The following is a 15,565-nucleotide window of genomic DNA, read 5'->3' as shown; positions in this document are numbered from 1 at the left end:
TCGTTTGACCGCGAACGTTGGCAGCTCCACTAATCAAGGAGNTTCACCATGTTCAAGGCCACACCCAATCCCCCGGAAACGGACGACGTTTCCCCCTACGAATCCACCGATTCCAAAAAACTCAACGAAGCCGCCGAACGCGCGCTCGACTTCCACTTCCCGTCGAATGCCGACATCAAAGCCGTCCCGCGAACCCGCAGCACCCTGTTTTCCGTAGACCCTGAGGCCACGGCCGAAACACTGGCAGTGTATTTGGTCGAGACGCTGGCCTCGGTCGATGTGATGGTCCATCAGTTGGTGGATCATCTGGAGGGTGAGTCGCGCTACGCGCTGCTGGGTATTTCCAACAGCATCATGACGGCGGAGATCACCGCGAACCGGGTGTTGGATAAGATTGATCTGCCCAAGTAGGTGCCGCTTGCGGTGGTGAGTGGCTAACTGATGTTTAGCTGTTAATCAGGGCCAGAAGTGACATAGCCGCGACTTGCGGCGTTTCAAACGCGAAGAACCCCCAGTGGTCAGCCGATCACTGGGGGTTTTTGTTGGCCGCAAGACCGGCCGGTTTCGCCGAGCACCGCCGGTTTACCTCGCAAACCTCCTCGCACCCACCACACACAAAATCACCGCAACGGTAACTCCCAGCATGCCGAGGCTGACGTGCTCGTGAAGCAACGTGGCCGCCAGCGCCAATCCAAAAAATGGCTGAAGCAGCTGCAGCTGCCCAACGGCCGCAATGCCGCCTTGGGCCAGGCCGCGATACCAGAACACAAAGCCGATCAGCATGCTGAACAGTGCCACATAAGCCAGGCTCAACCAGGCCGGCGCACTGATGCCCGAGAACGAAGAGGGCGTCAGCCACCAGGTCAGCGGGGCCACCACCGGCAGCGACAACACCAGCGCCCAGGAAATCACCTGCCAGCCGCCCAGGGTTTTGGACAGTTTCGCCCCTTCGGCATAACCGAGGCCGCAGGCAAGGATGGCCAGCAGCATCAGGATGTCCCCTGCCGGCGAAGCGGTGAGCCCTTGGGAAACGGCGAACCCGACCACCAGCAAACTGCCCAGGACCGAGAAGCACCAGAACGCCGGTCGGGGACGCTCGCCACCGCGCAATACGCCGAATGCGGCGGTCGCGAGCGGCAACATGCCGACGAAGACGATGGAGTGCGCGGACGTCACATATTGGAGTGCCAGCGCGGTCAGCAGCGGAAACCCGACCACCACGCCCATCGCGACGATGACCAAGGGCAGCATCTGGTGGCGCGATGGACGCTTTTCCTTGAACAGCCACAACAGGCACAGCGCCAGCACGCCGGCGATGGTGGCTCGGGCGACGGTCAGAAAGACCGGGTCGAATTCCAGGACGGCCACCCGAGTCGCCGGCAGCGAACCGCTGAAGATCAGCACGCCGATGAGCCCGTTGATCAGCCCGCTGGTGTTCTTTTCCATGGTCTGGTTTTGCAGCTTCGAGGTATGTTCCATTTTGAATTCACTCAGTCGGGTTGCATGAGGCGCATCGTATGACCGACTATCGATACAATCAAAAAATTGTCATGGATACATTTCCCTATGCCTCGCTCCCGGTACAAGTCGCTGGTGGACGCCTTTGCAGCGGATATCCGCTCGGGGCGTTTGCCTCCCGGTACGCGCTTGCCGACTCACCGTTTGCTCGCCGCCAGCCATGGCTTGGCCTTGGTCACTGCCAGCCGGGTCTATGCAGAGTTGGAAGCCATGGGCCTGGTCAGCGGCGAAACGGGGCGCGGGACTTTCGTCCGGGAGACTTCGCTGCCGCCCAGCCTGGGCATTCATCAGCCCAACGTGGCGGCAGGGATGATCGACCTCAACTTCAACTATCCCTCGGTGCCGGGGCAGGCCGATCTGCTGCGCAATGCCCTGCGTCAACTCGCGTTGTCCGGCGACCTGGAGTCCCATCTGCGCTATCAACCCCACGCGGGGCGCCTGCACGAGAGGGCATCGGTCGCGCGCCATCTGGAGGCGCGCGGGCTGACGGTACAGGCCGAGCAGGTGTTGCTCGTCAGTGGCGCGCAGCATGGATTGACGGTGGCGTTGATGGCGTTGCTGCAACCGGGTGATGTGATCGCGGCCGACGCCTTGACCTATCCAGGGTTTAAGGTGCTGGCTGAAACGCTGCATCTGGAAGTCGTGCCTGTTCCTGGGACCGACATCGGGCCGGATCTGGAGGCGCTGGAAAAGCTCTGCCGGAGCCGATCGGTGCGAGCCGTCTACACCATGCCGACGCTGCACAATCCGCTGGGATGGGTGATGGCCGCCGATCAGCGTGAACGCCTGGTGGCGATTGCACGCCAGCACGACCTGCACATCATCGAGGACGCTGCCTACGCGTTTCTGGCTGAGGATTCACTGCCACCGCTCGCGCAACTGGCCCCCGAAAGAACGGTGTACGTTTCAGGGTTTTCCAAGAGCGTCGCCACCGGGCTACGCGTTGGATTCGTCGCGGCGCCCTTGCAAACCGTGCCCGCACTGGAGCGCACGATCAGGGCGACCACCTGGAATACCCCCGGGGTGATGACGGCGATTGCCTGTGCGTGGATCGATGATGGCACCGTTAGCCAGCTCGAAGCGCAAAAGCGTGCAGACGCACAGGCCCGCCAGGCCGTGGCCGACCAGCACCTGGCCGGCCTGCACTTCGTGCGCCATCCATCCTCCTACTTTATCTGGCTGCCCTTGTCGGAAGACGCACGGGCCGACCAGATCGCCATGGCGTTGATGCGCGAGCAGGTGGCGGTATCGACCGCCGAACCGTTTGCCACCTCCGTGCATGTGCCGCACGCGATCCGCCTGGCATTGGGCTCGGTGGACATGGACGCGCTTGGCGTGGCACTGGAGAAAGTGAAGCGGGTGGTGGGGGCTTATACGTAGGGCAGCCATTCCGGGCGCATTCACTTGAGCGAAGGGCGTCGTCAAACACAAGCATGGCCTACGCTTGTTCACAGACGCATGTTCAGTGAGCAGGGTTTGCTCCTGAGCGAGATTCAATCGGCACCCACAAAAACAATATCGGGAGACTCCATATGCTCGCCTTGTTCCGTCGATTCAGCCGCTCCATTGCAGTTGCCATCACCGCTGCTGCGCTTACTACGCCGGCGTTTGCGCTGGACACCGTCAAGTTCATGGCCCCAGGCTCGGTCGGTGGTGGCTATGACCAGACCGCACGGGACCTGGGCAAAGCCCTGGTCGAGGCAAAAGCTGCAAAATCAGTCACCTTCGAGAACAAGGGAGGCGCCGGCGGTACGCTCGGGCTGGCGCAATTTGCCAACAGCACCAAGGGCGACCCGAATGCGCTGCTGGTGGTCGGCGCGATCATGGTCGCGGGGATTGAACAGAACAAGCCGCAAATTACCTTGAAGGACGTGACACCGATCGCCCGGCTGTTTACCGAATACAATGTGATAGCGGTGCGCAAGGAGTCCGAGTTCAAAACCCTGGAGGACTTGCTGAAAGCCTTCAAGGACAAACCGTCCAGCATCACCTGGGGCGGTGGCTCCAAGGGCTCGATCGATCACATCGGGATCGCCGATCTGGCCAGTAAGATGGGAATCCCCGTCAACAAGGTGAACTATGTGGCGTTCGCGGGTGGGGGTGAGGTGGTTGCTCAGGTTCTAGGTGGCCAGATCAAGGTGATCACCGGTGGTTATGCCGAGCTGGGTCAATACATCCGCGAAGGCCAGTTCCGGGTGCTTGCTATTGGCGCGCCTGAGCGCATTGCCGGCATCGATGCGCCGACGCTCAAAGAGAGTGGCTACGACGTGATTATCGGCAACTGGCGGGGTGTTTACGGTGCGGGTGGGCTCACCCCCGAGCAGCGCAAGGAAGTGACTGACGCCGTGCTCGCCGCTGCCGAAAGCAACGGCTGGAAAGCTAATGTCGAGAAAAATAAATGGGCCCCCAACGTGCTGACAGGCGATGAGTTCGGCAAATTCGTCGACGAAGAACACGTGCGGCTGCGTGCGATGCTGGTCGAGGTCGGGTTGATTGCGAAATGAACCAGACTCGTAAAATCCTGCCGGTGCAACTGGCGATCGGCCTCGGTGTGGTCGCCATCAGTACAGTGTTGGCGCTCGGCGCCTACCGCTTTCCCGAGGAGATGGGGTTCGTCATTCTCGGCGCTCACGTCTATCCCTACGCATTAGCGGTGTTCCTCGGCGTGGTTGGTCTGTTGCTGTGCTATCAGGCCGTCACCGGAGGTTTTCGCGAGCTGGCCGATCATGAGGACGAGTCTGCCAAAGCGCTGCCGGGCGGCAAACTCGGGGCTGCCTGGGTGACTGCGGGGTTGGTGGGTGTGGCGGTGTTGATCAACCTCATCGGGTTCGTACTGGCGGCCGGGTTGTTATTCGTCTGTTCGGCGCGAGGGTTTGGCAGTCGCCGCCCGGTGCGCGACCTGGCCATCGGCATTGCCCTGACGCTGCCGATTTACTGGCTGTTCAACGCCGGGCTCGGGGTTTCTCTTCCGCCCCTGATCAACGCCTGGATCTGAGGAGATAAAACACGGTGGATATTCTCTCTAGCCTGGCCATCGGTTTTGCCGCCGCGCTGACGCCAATCAATTTGATGTGGGGGTTCATCGGTTGTTTGCTCGGCACGGCCATCGGCGTCTTGCCGGGGATCGGACCGGCGCTGACCGTTGCGCTGCTGTTGCCGATCACCGCCAAGGTCGACCCTACCGGGGCGCTGATCATGTTCGCCGGGATCTATTACGGTGCTCAGTTCGGCGGCTCGACCACGTCCATCCTGCTCAATACGCCCGGGGAGTCGTCGTCCATGGTCACGGCCCTGGAAGGCAACCTCATGGCCCGAAACGGACGGGCAGGGCCGGCCCTGGCGACGGCGGCCATCGGGTCGTTTGTCGCCGGCACCATCGCGACGGTCCTGCTCACTCTGTTTGCACCCATCGTTGCTACGTTGGCGCTCAAGTTTGGTCCGGCGGAGTATTTCGCGATTCTGGTGCTGTCCTTCACGACCGTGTCGGCGGTGCTCGGCGCGTCAATGCTGCGGGGGTTCGCTTCGCTGGGGATTGGCCTGACCATCGGCTTGATCGGCCTCGACTCGACCTCGGGCATTGCCCGCTACACCCTGGGCGTGCCGGAGTTGGTGGACGGCATCGAAGTGGTGCTCGTGGCGGTCGGCTTGTTTGCCGTGGGCGAGGCGTTGTACAGCCTGCTGTATCAAAAAGAAGAGGCGTCCGGTCGGCACCGGCTGACGTCGTTGTGGATGACGCGCGCCGACTGGAAACGCTCGATCCCTGCCTGGTTGCGGGGCACGCTGATCGGTTTTCCTTTTGGCTCGATTCCGGCCGGTGGCGCGGAAATCCCGACCTTTTTGTCCTATTCGGCCGAACGCAAACTGAGCAAGTTTCCCAAAGAGTTCGCAGGCAGCAAGGGCGAGGGCGCCATCGAAGGGGTTGCCGGTCCCGAGGCGGCCAACAATGCCAGCGCCACAGGGTCCCTGGTGCCGCTGCTGACGCTCGGCATTCCGACCTCGGCGACTGCGGCAATCCTCTTGGCCGCGTTCCAGAACTACAACCTGCAGCCGGGGCCGATGTTGTTTCAGACCTCGGGCGATCTGGTCTGGACTCTTGTCGCCTCGCTGTACATCGGTAACGTCATCCTGCTGGTGTTGAACCTGCCGCTGGTGGGGTTGTGGGTCAAGTTGTTGCAGATTCCCCGACCGTACCTGAACGCCGGCATTCTGGTGTTCGCCACCATCGGCGTGTACGGCATGCGCCACTCTTCATTCGACCTGCTGCTGATGCTGGCCATCGGTTGGGGCGGGGTGCTGATGCGGCGCTTCGATTTCCCCGTCGCGCCGGTGATCGTAGGCATGCTGCTGGGGCCGATGGCGGAAAAGCAGTTGCGCAACGCGTTGTCCATCAGCGAAGGAGACTGGATGATTTTTCTGACGCAACCCATTGCCGCGTCATTCCTCGCGCTGACCCTGTTGGTGTTGATCGTGCCGCATCTGCTGCACGCTCGTGGCATCAAGTTGCATGAGGACGATTAGGCAGTTTTCTTCAATACGCAGGACAGGGCGCTCAGTACCTTGGGCGCTGATTTCCTGAATTGAAGAAGGTGTGCGATGAGTCTGATTATCTCCATGGCGACATTTGCCCTGGTGGCGTCGATAACACCGGGGCCGGTGAACATTGTCGCGTTGAGTTCGGGGGCGCAGTTCGGTTTTCGCGCCAGTCAGTGGCATGTGGCCGGGGCCACGTTGGGCTTTGTGTTGTTGCTGGTGTTGATGGGCCTGGGGCTGCATGAGGTGTTGCGCCTTTGGCCCGCGCTGACGCGGGTGGTGCAACTGGCGGGCGTGGCGTTTCTGTTGTTCATGGCCTGGAAGCTTGCGGCGGACGATGGTCGGATCGACGCGAAAGAGTCGCGTCGGGCACCGTCGATGCTGTACGGCGCGGTGATGCAATGGCTCAACCCGAAAGCCTGGCTGGCGTGTGTCGCGGGTATGGGCGCCTTCGTCGCGGACGGCGAGGCGCGGTTGGTCTGGCAGTTTGCGGCGGTGTATCTGGTGATTTGCTACGTGTCGGTGGGGTGCTGGGCGTATGCCGGAACATTCCTGCAGGGCTATCTGAATAACCCGGCAGGCATGCGCTGGTTCAACCGGGTCATGGCGCTATTGCTGGGAGCAAGTGCCGTGTATCTGCTGGTTTCCTAGCCCCCAGTCAACTCACCTCAATCGAGGCCGTGCAACAAACTGAACTCNTNACTAATTAACCGTTTTGGCTTAACCGCGGTACTGTCCCGGCGTCGCCGCCAAGTGCTGTTTGAATACCCGCTGAAAATGCGCCTGATCGGCAAAACCCGCTTCCAGTGCTACATCCGCAATCAACCTGCCACTGCGCAATTGATCACGGGCGAACTGGATACGCCGGTTGACCAGAAAGGCATGGGGCGTCATGCCGTAATGGTGCTTGAAGGCGCGAATCAGGTAGGACGGCGACAGTTGAGCCGCGTCGCAAATATCCTCGAGCTTGAGTGGGTGGGTGCAGTTGTTGCGAATGTAGTCGGCGGCCCGTTCCAGCTTGAAATTGGGTTCGCGCAGCGCTTGATCGATCGGGTTGAGCCGCTGTTGCACCTCGGTAAAAAACTCCACCGCCGCACTGTGTTTGCGCAGCACGTCCTGCCAGGGATCAACCAGTATTTCGTACAGGCCGTTGAGGCCGGCAAACAGGTTGCTATCGCGGGTGTGGGTGACGGAAAACCGCCTGAAGGTTGAGTCCCGGCTGAAACCGAGCTGATGTTGCAGATCGGTCAGCCAGGGCGTCTCGACGTAAAGCATCAGGTACGACCAAGGCTGGTCGTCAATCGGATTGCAGGCATGCACATCATCAGGGTTCATCAACACCACGGTGCCGGCGCTGACCTGGAACTGCGCTTGCTCATGGAGGTAGGTGCTGCGCCCGGCGGTGATCGCACCGATGGAAAAGTGCTCGTGGGAATGCCGGGTGTAGCAGACCTCGCGGCCGTCGGCGATGGAACGCGCTTCAATGAAGGGCAGGGCATCGTCACGCCAGAAGCGGGGTGCTGTGTCAGCGTCTTTGGCAACGGTGTGCTTCATCGTCAGTGTCCTCGGCAGGCCAGCAACGGAGTGTATTAGCTCTCGCCGTCAAAGGCTCGCCGCAACGCGGCAATGTCGAGCTTTTTCATCTGCATCATGGCTTGCATCGCGCGTTGGGATTTCTTCGTGTCGGGGTCTTTGAGCATGTCCATCATGGCAACCGGCACGATCTGCCAAGACAGGCCGAACTTGTCCTTGACCCAACCGCACTGTTCGTTCTCCGATTGGGCTGAAAGCGAGCCCCAGAAATAGTCGACTTCTTCTTGGGTCTGGCAGTTGACCTGAAAGGAAATCGCTTCGCTGAACGTGAACAACGGACCGCCATTGAGGCCTGTCATGGGCTGTCCGTCGAGTTCGAAACTGACCGTCAGCACCGAGCCTTTGGGCATGCCATGAACCTCTTGGCCGGCCTTGCCGTAGTGAGTGATGGCGGTGATTTTCGAGTGATCGAAGATCGAACAGTAAAACCTCGCCGCCTCTTCGGCCTGATTGTCGAACCAGAGGCAGGGAGTCAGTTTTTGCACGCGTTGCATGGTGATGCTCCTCTACGGGTGATTCATGCTGGATTAACAGCGTAGCCAGCTTGCCGTCGATTGGCTGGACCGTAGATCGACATTTGCCCTCAGGTAGTGGTGCACGGAAGAGTCAAAATGACAAGGATGTGAGTCATATAGACCAATCGCTAAAGTGGTCGTTATGACTCATGTCGCTTCAGGGTGCTGATTTGGAAGGACTAAAAAGTTGGCACGAGACTTGATAAGTAAAACGTACAACTGAACTGCTTCAGGAGTACGGAAAAATGTTCGAGTTCTTCAACAATCCTCAGAACGTTCTGCACCTGTCGAGTCGCGTGCTGGTCGCGGGTCTGGCGCTGCTTTTGGCGGGCATCTACGGCGCGTATCTCTACGACGGCCATGTGCCCATTGTGGTGCTGGTGACGATGCATGCCATGACTATTATCGGGCCGACTTTGCTCAAGATCGGCTACGTCATGCGCCTGCTGGCTCAGCATCGCTTGGGCACAGGTCTGGTCAGGGCGGTGGCCTGATGCGCAGACTCACCGTTGCGCCGGTCTTCAGTCTCGGGTTTCGACCGTTCTTTCTGGNNNNCGCCGGTATGAGTCGGGTGTTTCTGGTGCCGTTTTCCGGGTGGGGGCTAGGTCTTTCGGCGTTGCTGTGGAGCAGCGCTTTCGGCCTTTTTCTCATGCACTACACCGGCATCCTGTTGAAGCGGAGGCGCTAACGCCCGAGGCCGCCGCGATCAGCGATCCACTGCGTGGTCAAATCGATGAAGGCGCGCAGTTTCGGTTGAGTCTGGGTACGACTGGGAAAGTACAGGTACAACGCCGAACTCAGCGGCACAAACGGCTGCAGCACTCGTTCCAGCTGACTGTTCGCCAGCTCGTCGATGATCTCCAGGTTGCAGGCGTAAGCTAATCCGAGCCCGTTTCGGGCGGCGCTGATCAGTAGCTTGCGATCATTGACGAGCACGCCACTCTCGACGCCCACCGTGAAGTCTCGCCCGTCGCTGCGAAATTCCCAGCGATGCGCGTTGCCGGAGTTGGCAAAGCGGAAGCCGATGCACGCATGCCGGGTCAGCTCTTCCGGGCTGAGCGGTTTGCCGGCCTTGGCGAAGTACGCTGGCGAACCCACCACCGACCATTGCAGGTCCGGTGTCAGACGCACGGCGATCATGTCTTTCTCGATGGACTCTCCCAGCCGGATCCCGGCATCGAAACCGCGCTCCATCAAGTCGACCGTGGCGTCGTCCAGTGAAATATCTAGGCTGACCTGCGGGTACGCCTCACGAAACAGCGGCATCAGCGGCTCGATCAACAAGGCGCCGGACAGGCGCGGCGCGGTGATGCGCAACGTGCCCATCGGTTGGTCGCGGAAACCGCTGAGCACCGCCAGCGCCTCGTCGATTTCACTGGCCGCCGGACGCAAGCGGGCGAACAGGCTGGCGCCGGCCTCGGTCAACGCCACCCGGCGTGTGGTGCGCTGGAACAGCAACACGCCCGTGCGCCGCTCCAGCAGCTTGATTGCGTGGCTGACCGCTGTGGGCGTCACCGCCAACCGGGTGGCGGCGAGGGTGAAGCTTTTGTGCTCGGCCACCGCCAGAAACTCGGTCAAGCCGTCGAAAGGATCGTGAGTCATAGCGGCGCCATTATGAAAGACAGTTTCATAGTGCTTGTAACACGAGGGCATTTTTCAGACCAATCTTCGTGCGTACCTTGTGCTCACCCCAACCCAAACAAGGAACACGATCATGACCACTTCCCATACCTTCAAACGTGTCTGGCTCATCACTGGCGCTTCCCGCGGTATCGGCGCCAAGATCGCGGCCGCCGCACTGGCCAATGGCGACGCCGTGGTGGCCACCGCCCGTGATGCCAGCAGCGTCACCCAACGTTTCGGCACTCAACCCGCGTTGCTCGCCGTGTCCCTGGATGTCACCAACGAAGCCCAGGGTGTTACGGTCGCCAAAGCGGCCATCGAGCACTTCGGGCGCATCGACGTGCTGGTCAACAACGCCGGCTTCGGCTTGCTGGGTGCGGTGGAAGAAGCCAGCGCCGATGAAGTGCGCCGCGTGTACGAAACCAACGTCTTCGGCTTGCTGAACGTCACTCGTGCCGTGTTGCCATACATGCGCGCCGCCCGCAGTGGGCATGTGATCAACCTGTCTTCGGTGGGCGGTTACGCGTCGGGCGCGGGTTTTGGCGTCTATTGCTCGACCAAGTTTGCCGTCGAAGGCCTGAGCGAGGCGCTGCACGCCGAGTTGGCGCCGGTGGGTGTCAAAGTCACCGTGGTTGAGCCTGGATACTTCCGTACCGAATTCCTCGAGGGCAATTCGCTGGTTGAATCCCCGTCCACGATTGCGGACTACGACAGCACGGCGGGTGAGGTGCGCAAAATTGCCAAGGCCGTGACCCTGAACCAGCCGGGCGACCCGGACAAGCTCGCCCAGACCATGATCACCCTGGTGGAAGCGAAAAAAGCACCGCTGCGCTTGCTGCTGGGCAGTGACTGCGTCGCGGCGATCGAAGCCAAGAACGTCTTCGTCGCCGATGAGTTGCAGACGTGGCGCGAGGTGTCGGTGTCCACCGACTACTGATCGCAATCTTTGTGGCGAGGGAGCTCCCTCGCCACAAATGCCCACCAGGCACAAAAGCCCGCTAACCCCCAAACCCTCCAAACCCGGTACATCAGAAAAACCGTGTTAGCTGGTTTTGCGACGGCTTCGCCGCCGAGCGGGAGCAAGCTCACTCGCCACAAATGCCCGGGCGCCGGGAATGACAAACGCCACCACCAGACCACCGCCCAACAACGCGCTGCCCTTGAGAAAACCGCGACGTGACACAGGGTTGAGGCTGTTCATGGTTCAGACTCCCTTCAACGTGGCATCAACCGATTTCGGCAGCGCGTTTGACCGCGGCACGGATCCTTGGGTAGGTGCCGCAGCGGCAAATATTGCCGGAGAGCGCCTGATCGATGTCGCTGTCGGTGGGTTGGGGGATCTTCGCCAGCAACGCGGCGGCGGACATGATCTGCCCGGACTGGCAGTAACCGCATTGCACCACGTCGAGTTCGGCCCAGGCTTGCTGCACCGGGTGCGAACCGTCTGTGGACAGGCCTTCGATGGTGAGGATTTTTTGCCCGTGGGCCACCGCAGTGGCGGGCGTGATGCAGGAGCGCAACGGCGCGCCGTCGACGTGCACGGTGCAGGCGCCACACTGGGCCATGCCGCAACCGAATTTGGTCCCGGTCAGGTGCGCGACATCGCGCAGGACCCAGAGCAGCGGCATGTCCGCAGGGACATCCAGCTCCTGATCCTTGCCATTGATGTTCAGGGTCAACATTACGAATTTCCTCAGACTCACGGTGTTCTGAAGGGGCGTCGCTGTGACAACAAAATGCCTACGCGCGCCTCAGGTTATCCCTACAGCTAAGCGCAAAATGCCGGGCGAGACCGGTTCATCGACCACCGGTCAAAAAAAGGCCACCTTGATGGGTGGCCTTGGAATGAGGTTTTGTAGTGATGGCGCTTGGATGGTTAGCGGGCTTTTGTGCCTGGNNNGCATTTGTGGCGAGGGAGCTTGCTCCCGTTCGGCTGCGAAGCAGTCGCCCAGCAAACAACTTGATCTGTCTGATGCACCGCGCTTGCCAGGTTTGGGTCTGCTGCGCAGCCCAGCGGGAGCAAGCTCCCTCGCCACAGTTATCGTGTTGCTACTGAGTCAGCGCGAGGTAGATTGACTGAGTTGATGCTGGGAATCGCTCCAAGGCCACCGATCAAGACGTGGCTACTGATCGCAATCTTTGTGGCCAGGGAGCTGCTGTGGCGAGGGAGCTTGCTCCCGCTGGGCTGCGAAGCGGCCCCAAACCCTCCAAACCCGGTACATCAGAAGCGAGGTGTCGGTGTCCACCGACTACTGATCGCAATCTTTGTGGCGAGGGAGCTCCCTCGCCACAAATGCCCACCAGGCACAAAAGCCCGCTAACCATCCAAGCGCCATCACTACAAAACCTCATTCCAAGGCCACCCATCAAGGTGGCCTTTTTTTGACCGGTGGTCGATGAACCGGTCTCGCCCGGCATTTTGCGCTTAGCTGTAGGGATAACCTGAGGCGCGCGTAGGCATTTTGTTGTCACAGCGACGCCCCTTCAGAACACCGTGAGTCTGAGGAAATTCGTAATGTTGACCCTGAACATCAATGGCAAGGATCAGGAGCTGGATGTCCCTGCGGACATGCCGCTGCTCTGGGTCCTGCGCGATGTCGCGCACCTGACCGGGACCAAATTCGGTTGCGGCATGGCCCAGTGTGGCGCCTGCACCGTGCACGTCGACGGCGCGCCGTTGCGCTCCTGCATCACGCCCGCCACTGCGGTGGCCCACGGGCAAAAAATCCTCACCATCGAAGGCCTGTCCACAGACGGTTCGCACCCGGTGCAGCAAGCCTGGGCCGAACTCGACGTGGTGCAATGCGGTTACTGCCAGTCCGGGCAGATCATGTCCGCCGCCGCGTTGCTGGCGAAGATCCCCCAACCCACCGACAGCGACATCGATCAGGCGCTCTCCGGCAATATTTGCCGCTGCGGCACCTACCCAAGGATCCGTGCCGCGGTCAAACGCGCTGCCGAAATCGGTTGATGCCACGTTGAAGGGAGTCTGAACCATGAACAGCCTCAACCCTGTGTCACGTCGCGGTTTTCTCAAGGGCAGCGCGTTGTTGGGCGGTGGTCTGGTGGTGGCGTTTGTCATTCCCGGCGCGCATCGCTTTGCCGTGGGGGCGGAGAATGAAGGCAACGTGTTTGCGCCCAATGCGTTTTTACGGATCGGCAACGACAACGTCGTCACCGTACTGCTCGGTCACTCGGAAATGGGCCAGGGCATCTGGACCGGCCTGACGATGTTGATCGCCGAAGAACTGGACGCCGACTGGTCGAAAATCCGTGTTGAACATTCACCCGCGTCGGCGGCTGACTACGGCATGGCGGGTTTCGGCGGGATGCAGATCACCGGCGGCTCGACCTCGACCTGGATGGAGTTCGACCGCTATCGGCAGGCCGGCGCGGCAGCGCGCCTGATGCTGATCGATGCGGCCGCCAAGCGTTTCAACGTCGCGCCCTCGGCGATTCACACCGAGTCAGGCGTGGTCATCGCCGGCGACAACCGCGCGACCTACGGCGAACTGGCGGACGATGCCGGCAAGCTGCCGGTGCCGGATCCGGCCTCGATCACGTTCAAAGAGGCCAAGGACTGGAAACTGATCGGCAAACCCACCAAGCGCCTGGACACACCGGAGAAAATCACCGGTCGGGCCAAGTTCGGCATGGACGTGCAATTCGATGGCTTGATGACGGCCATGGTTGCCCGTTCGCCGGTGTTTGGCGGCAGCGTCAAATCTTTCGAAGGCGCCGAGGCGCTGGCCGTGCCGGGCGTGCACAAAGTGGTGCAGGTGCCCACTGGCGTGGCGGTGATTGCCGAGCATTACTGGGCGGCGAAGCTGGGGCGCGATGCGCTGAAAATTGACTGGGACCTGGGGCCGAATGCCGGCCTCGACAGCCAGAAACTGCTGGAAAGCTTCCGCAAACTCGCGGCCACGCCTGGCGTCTCGGCCAGCAAGGCCGGCGATACCACCGCCGCACTGGGCAAGGCGGCGAAGACCGTCGATGTCGAATACAGCGTGCCTTACCTGGCCCATGCGCCGATGGAGCCGCTCAATTGCACGGTGAAAATCAGCAAGGACAAGTGCGAGATCTGGACCGGCACTCAGTTCCAGACCCTGGATCAAATGATCGCGGGCAAGATCACCGGGCTCAAACCCGAGCAGGTTGAAATCCACACCGAATTCCTCGGCGGCGGCTTCGGTCGTCGGGCCAATCCGACCTCGGACTTTGTCGCTGAAGCCGTGCAGGTCGCCAAGGCGGCCGGCGGGCCGGTGAAAACCGTCTGGTCCCGGGAGGACGACGTCCGCGGCGGTTACTACCGCTCGGCGTTCCTGCATCAGGCACGCATCGGCCTGGATGCTGGCGGCATGCCCGTGGCCTGGAAGCATGTGATGGTCGGTCAGTCGATCATGGAAGGGACCGCATTTGCGGCGACCATGGTGAAGGACGGTGTCGACAAAACCTCGGTCGAAGGCGTCGCCGACAGCCCTTACCTCGAAAGCTTGGCCAACCACCAAGTGGAACTGCACTCGCCGACTACCGGCATCAGCGTGTTGTGGCTGCGTTCGGTGGGGCACAGCCACACGGCGTTTGTCATGGAATCGTTGATCGATGAATTGGCGGAGGCGGCTGGCAAGGATCCGGTGGAGTACCGACGAACCTTGCTCAAGGCGCATCCGCGACATTTGGGCGTGCTGAACCTTGCCGTCGAAAAAGCCAACTGGAAGGCGGAACTGCCAGACGGCCACGCCTTGGGTGTGGCGGTGCATGAGTCTTTCGGCAGTTACGTCGCGCAGGTCGCCGAGGTGTCCCAGGACAACCTGAAAATTCGCGTGCACCGGGTGGTGTGCGCGGTGGACTGCGGAATTGCGGTCAACCCGATGAGCATCGCCGCGCAGATGGAGTCCTGCATCACCTTCGGCCTCGGCTTTACCTTGCACAGCAAACTGACGTTCAAGGACGGCCAGGTGGTGCAATCCAATTACCACGACTATCAGGTGCTGCGGCTCAACGAAATGCCGGTGGTCGAAGTGCATATCGTGCCGAGCACTGAACGGTCCGGCGGTATTGGCGAAGCCGGTGTCCCACCCACGGCGCCGGCAGTGGCCAACGCGGTGTTCGCCCTGACCGGGCAACGCTTGCGGGAACTGCCGTTGCAACTGTCGGGGGTGTGAGATGAAACGACATCTGATTCTGGGTGCGGTGGTGCTGATCGGCCTGGTCGGCTACGCCGAGCACCTGTTTGCGGACGATAAGGAAGCCATCAAGGCGTTTGGTACGGTGCAGAAGGTCTTTCAAAGTCCGCGTTGCCAGAACTGTCATATCCCAGGCGATTCGCCGTTGCAGTTCGACGCTGGGATCCCCCACGCCATGAGCGTGGTGCGCGGGATGGACGGCAAGGGCGCAGCGGGTTTGCCCTGCGCGACCTGTCACGCCGACACCAATCCGCCCGCCAGTTACGGGCCGCATGCACCGCCGGGAGCGCCGCACTGGAGCTTGCCGCCGGCGGCGCACAAGATGGCCTGGATCGGGCTGCCGGCCGACCAGTTGTGCGCGATGATCAAGGATCGCTCCAGTAACGGTGACCGTGATTTCGCGGCCCTGATCAAGCACGTCAGCGAGGACAAGCTGGTGCTGTGGGGCTGGAATCCGGGTGAGGGAAGGGCGCCGGTGCCGGTGCCGCACGACATTTTCGTCACCCAGTTCAAGCTGTGGGCGGACGCTGGCGGCCCGTGTCCGGTGCAGGGCAGTTGACCGGCGGTCCGTTAACAGGGAGTCAAACCGGATATGCACGA

At 61.2% G+C, this 15,565-nt stretch carries 16 protein-coding genes and 1 pseudogene; 11 read left to right on the top strand and 6 right to left on the bottom strand.

Translation table 11 applies throughout. The features are described 5' to 3' along the window. The first annotated feature begins 48 nt into the window (after window positions 1–48). Complete coding sequence (locus B7L09_RS03140) at window positions 49–411, top strand: DUF6124 family protein (RefSeq protein WP_094467695.1); 363 nt, start codon at window positions 49–51, stop codon at window positions 409–411. Between the two features lie 171 nt (window positions 412–582). Here the strand turns inward: B7L09_RS03140 and B7L09_RS03135 are convergent, their stop codons facing one another. Continuing rightward, window positions 583–1,479 (bottom strand): DMT family transporter, encoded by an 897-nt coding sequence (locus B7L09_RS03135; RefSeq protein WP_094467694.1) that lies wholly within the window; start codon window positions 1,477–1,479, stop codon window positions 583–585. A gap of 87 nt (window positions 1,480–1,566) precedes the next feature. On the opposite strand from B7L09_RS03135, the gene B7L09_RS03130 reads away from it, so the two are divergent. The 5 genes from B7L09_RS03130 to B7L09_RS03110 all read left to right on the top strand — a co-directional run bounded on the left by B7L09_RS03130 (window position 1,567) and on the right by B7L09_RS03110 (window position 6,699). Continuing rightward, window positions 1,567–2,898: an aminotransferase-like domain-containing protein gene (locus B7L09_RS03130; RefSeq protein WP_094467693.1), complete on the top strand. Its 1,332-nt coding sequence runs from the start codon at window positions 1,567–1,569 to the stop codon at window positions 2,896–2,898. A gap of 152 nt (window positions 2,899–3,050) precedes the next feature. Then, window positions 3,051–4,022, top strand: coding sequence for a Bug family tripartite tricarboxylate transporter substrate binding protein (locus B7L09_RS03125; protein WP_094467692.1), 972 nt, complete (start codon window positions 3,051–3,053; stop codon window positions 4,020–4,022). Continuing rightward, the gene (locus tag B7L09_RS03120; protein ID WP_094467691.1) at window positions 4,019–4,513 is read left to right on the top strand and encodes a tripartite tricarboxylate transporter TctB family protein; all 495 of its coding nucleotides are present in this window, start codon (window positions 4,019–4,021) and stop codon (window positions 4,511–4,513) included. The genes B7L09_RS03125 and B7L09_RS03120 overlap by 4 nt, the downstream gene beginning before the upstream one ends. Window positions 4,514–4,527: 14 nt before the next feature. Further along, window positions 4,528–6,036, top strand: a complete 1,509-nt coding sequence (locus B7L09_RS03115) for a tripartite tricarboxylate transporter permease (protein ID WP_094467690.1) — start codon at window positions 4,528–4,530, stop codon at window positions 6,034–6,036. Window positions 6,037–6,111: 75 nt separating this feature from the next. Beyond that, window positions 6,112–6,699 carry a LysE family translocator gene (locus B7L09_RS03110; protein WP_094467689.1) on the top strand — a complete coding sequence of 196 codons (588 nt, stop codon included), beginning with the start codon at window positions 6,112–6,114 and terminating at the stop codon, window positions 6,697–6,699. Window positions 6,700–6,768: 69 nt separating this feature from the next. On the opposite strand, the gene B7L09_RS03105 is transcribed toward B7L09_RS03110, so the two are convergent. Then, window positions 6,769–7,602, bottom strand: coding sequence for an AraC family transcriptional regulator (locus B7L09_RS03105; protein WP_094467688.1), 834 nt, complete (start codon window positions 7,600–7,602; stop codon window positions 6,769–6,771). A gap of 35 nt (window positions 7,603–7,637) precedes the next feature. After that, window positions 7,638–8,135: a VOC family protein gene (locus B7L09_RS03100; protein ID WP_094467687.1), complete on the bottom strand. Its 498-nt coding sequence runs from the start codon at window positions 8,133–8,135 to the stop codon at window positions 7,638–7,640. 266 nt (window positions 8,136–8,401) lie between these two features. Between B7L09_RS03100 and B7L09_RS03095 the strand changes: the two genes are divergently transcribed. After that, window positions 8,402–8,650, top strand: a complete 249-nt coding sequence (locus B7L09_RS03095) for a transmembrane sensor/regulator PpyR (protein ID WP_094467686.1) — start codon at window positions 8,402–8,404, stop codon at window positions 8,648–8,650. A 190-nt stretch (window positions 8,651–8,840) separates the two neighbouring features. Here the strand turns inward: B7L09_RS03095 and B7L09_RS03085 are convergent, their stop codons facing one another. Beyond that, entirely contained in the window at window positions 8,841–9,758 is a 918-nt protein-coding gene (locus tag B7L09_RS03085) for a LysR family transcriptional regulator (protein WP_094467684.1), read from the bottom strand. Between the two features lie 112 nt (window positions 9,759–9,870). Here B7L09_RS03085 and B7L09_RS03080 point away from each other — a divergent pair, with 112 nt between their 5' ends. Beyond that, a complete protein-coding gene (locus tag B7L09_RS03080) occupies window positions 9,871–10,716 on the top strand; it encodes an oxidoreductase (RefSeq protein ID WP_094467683.1) in 846 nt (281 codons plus the stop codon). Between the two features lie 159 nt (window positions 10,717–10,875). On the opposite strand, the pseudogene B7L09_RS03075 reads toward B7L09_RS03080, so the two are convergent. Next, a pseudogene (locus B7L09_RS03075) lies at window positions 10,876–10,980 on the bottom strand (twin-arginine translocation signal domain-containing protein); the annotation flags it as partial. Between the two features lie 25 nt (window positions 10,981–11,005). Further along, window positions 11,006–11,461 (bottom strand): (2Fe-2S)-binding protein, encoded by a 456-nt coding sequence (locus B7L09_RS03070; RefSeq protein ID WP_094467681.1) that lies wholly within the window; start codon window positions 11,459–11,461, stop codon window positions 11,006–11,008. Window positions 11,462–12,294: 833 nt separating this feature from the next. Between B7L09_RS03070 and B7L09_RS03065 the strand changes: the two genes are divergently transcribed. Genes B7L09_RS03065 through B7L09_RS03055 form a run of 3 tightly spaced genes read left to right on the top strand, consistent with a single transcriptional unit; the run spans window position 12,295 to window position 15,524 of the window. Beyond that, on the top strand, window positions 12,295–12,750 hold the full coding sequence (locus B7L09_RS03065; protein ID WP_094467681.1) for a (2Fe-2S)-binding protein: 456 nt from the start codon (window positions 12,295–12,297) through the stop codon (window positions 12,748–12,750). Between the two features lie 25 nt (window positions 12,751–12,775). Continuing rightward, window positions 12,776–14,944: a xanthine dehydrogenase family protein molybdopterin-binding subunit gene (locus B7L09_RS03060; protein WP_094467680.1), complete on the top strand. Its 2,169-nt coding sequence runs from the start codon at window positions 12,776–12,778 to the stop codon at window positions 14,942–14,944. Between the two features lies 1 nt (window position 14,945). Then, entirely contained in the window at window positions 14,946–15,524 is a 579-nt protein-coding gene (locus B7L09_RS03055) for a hypothetical protein (RefSeq protein ID WP_094467679.1), read from the top strand. Window positions 15,525–15,565 lie beyond the last annotated feature (41 nt).

The organism is Pseudomonas mandelii, from assembly GCF_002251635.1.
Taxonomy (GTDB): domain Bacteria; phylum Pseudomonadota; class Gammaproteobacteria; order Pseudomonadales; family Pseudomonadaceae; genus Aquipseudomonas; species Aquipseudomonas mandelii_B.
This window is presented reverse-complemented; position numbering and strand designations above follow the sequence as displayed.

Bases quoted from the DNA above. Each gene is read 5' to 3' on its own strand.
- B7L09_RS03110 (WP_094467689.1), top strand. From the start codon at position 6,112: ATGAGTCTGATTATCTCCATGGCGACATTTGCCCTGGTGGCGTCGATA.
- B7L09_RS03095 (WP_094467686.1), top strand. From the start codon at position 8,402: ATGTTCGAGTTCTTCAACAATCCTCAGAACGTTCTGCACCTGTCGAGT.
- B7L09_RS03100 (WP_094467687.1), bottom strand. From the start codon at position 8,135: ATGCAACGCGTGCAAAAACTGACTCCCTGCCTCTGGTTCGACAATCAG.
- B7L09_RS03085 (WP_094467684.1), bottom strand. From the start codon at position 9,758: ATGACTCACGATCCTTTCGACGGCTTGACCGAGTTTCTGGCGGTGGCC.
- B7L09_RS03125 (WP_094467692.1), top strand. From the start codon at position 3,051: ATGCTCGCCTTGTTCCGTCGATTCAGCCGCTCCATTGCAGTTGCCATC.
- B7L09_RS03105 (WP_094467688.1), bottom strand. From the start codon at position 7,602: ATGAAGCACACCGTTGCCAAAGACGCTGACACAGCACCCCGCTTCTGG.
- B7L09_RS03120 (WP_094467691.1), top strand. From the start codon at position 4,019: ATGAACCAGACTCGTAAAATCCTGCCGGTGCAACTGGCGATCGGCCTC.
- B7L09_RS03065 (WP_094467681.1), top strand. From the start codon at position 12,295: ATGTTGACCCTGAACATCAATGGCAAGGATCAGGAGCTGGATGTCCCT.
- B7L09_RS03080 (WP_094467683.1), top strand. From the start codon at position 9,871: ATGACCACTTCCCATACCTTCAAACGTGTCTGGCTCATCACTGGCGCT.
- B7L09_RS03060 (WP_094467680.1), top strand. From the start codon at position 12,776: ATGAACAGCCTCAACCCTGTGTCACGTCGCGGTTTTCTCAAGGGCAGC.
- B7L09_RS03140 (WP_094467695.1), top strand. From the start codon at position 49: ATGTTCAAGGCCACACCCAATCCCCCGGAAACGGACGACGTTTCCCCC.
- B7L09_RS03055 (WP_094467679.1), top strand. From the start codon at position 14,946: ATGAAACGACATCTGATTCTGGGTGCGGTGGTGCTGATCGGCCTGGTC.
- B7L09_RS03130 (WP_094467693.1), top strand. From the start codon at position 1,567: ATGCCTCGCTCCCGGTACAAGTCGCTGGTGGACGCCTTTGCAGCGGAT.
- B7L09_RS03070 (WP_094467681.1), bottom strand. From the start codon at position 11,461: ATGTTGACCCTGAACATCAATGGCAAGGATCAGGAGCTGGATGTCCCT.
- B7L09_RS03135 (WP_094467694.1), bottom strand. From the start codon at position 1,479: ATGGAACATACCTCGAAGCTGCAAAACCAGACCATGGAAAAGAACACC.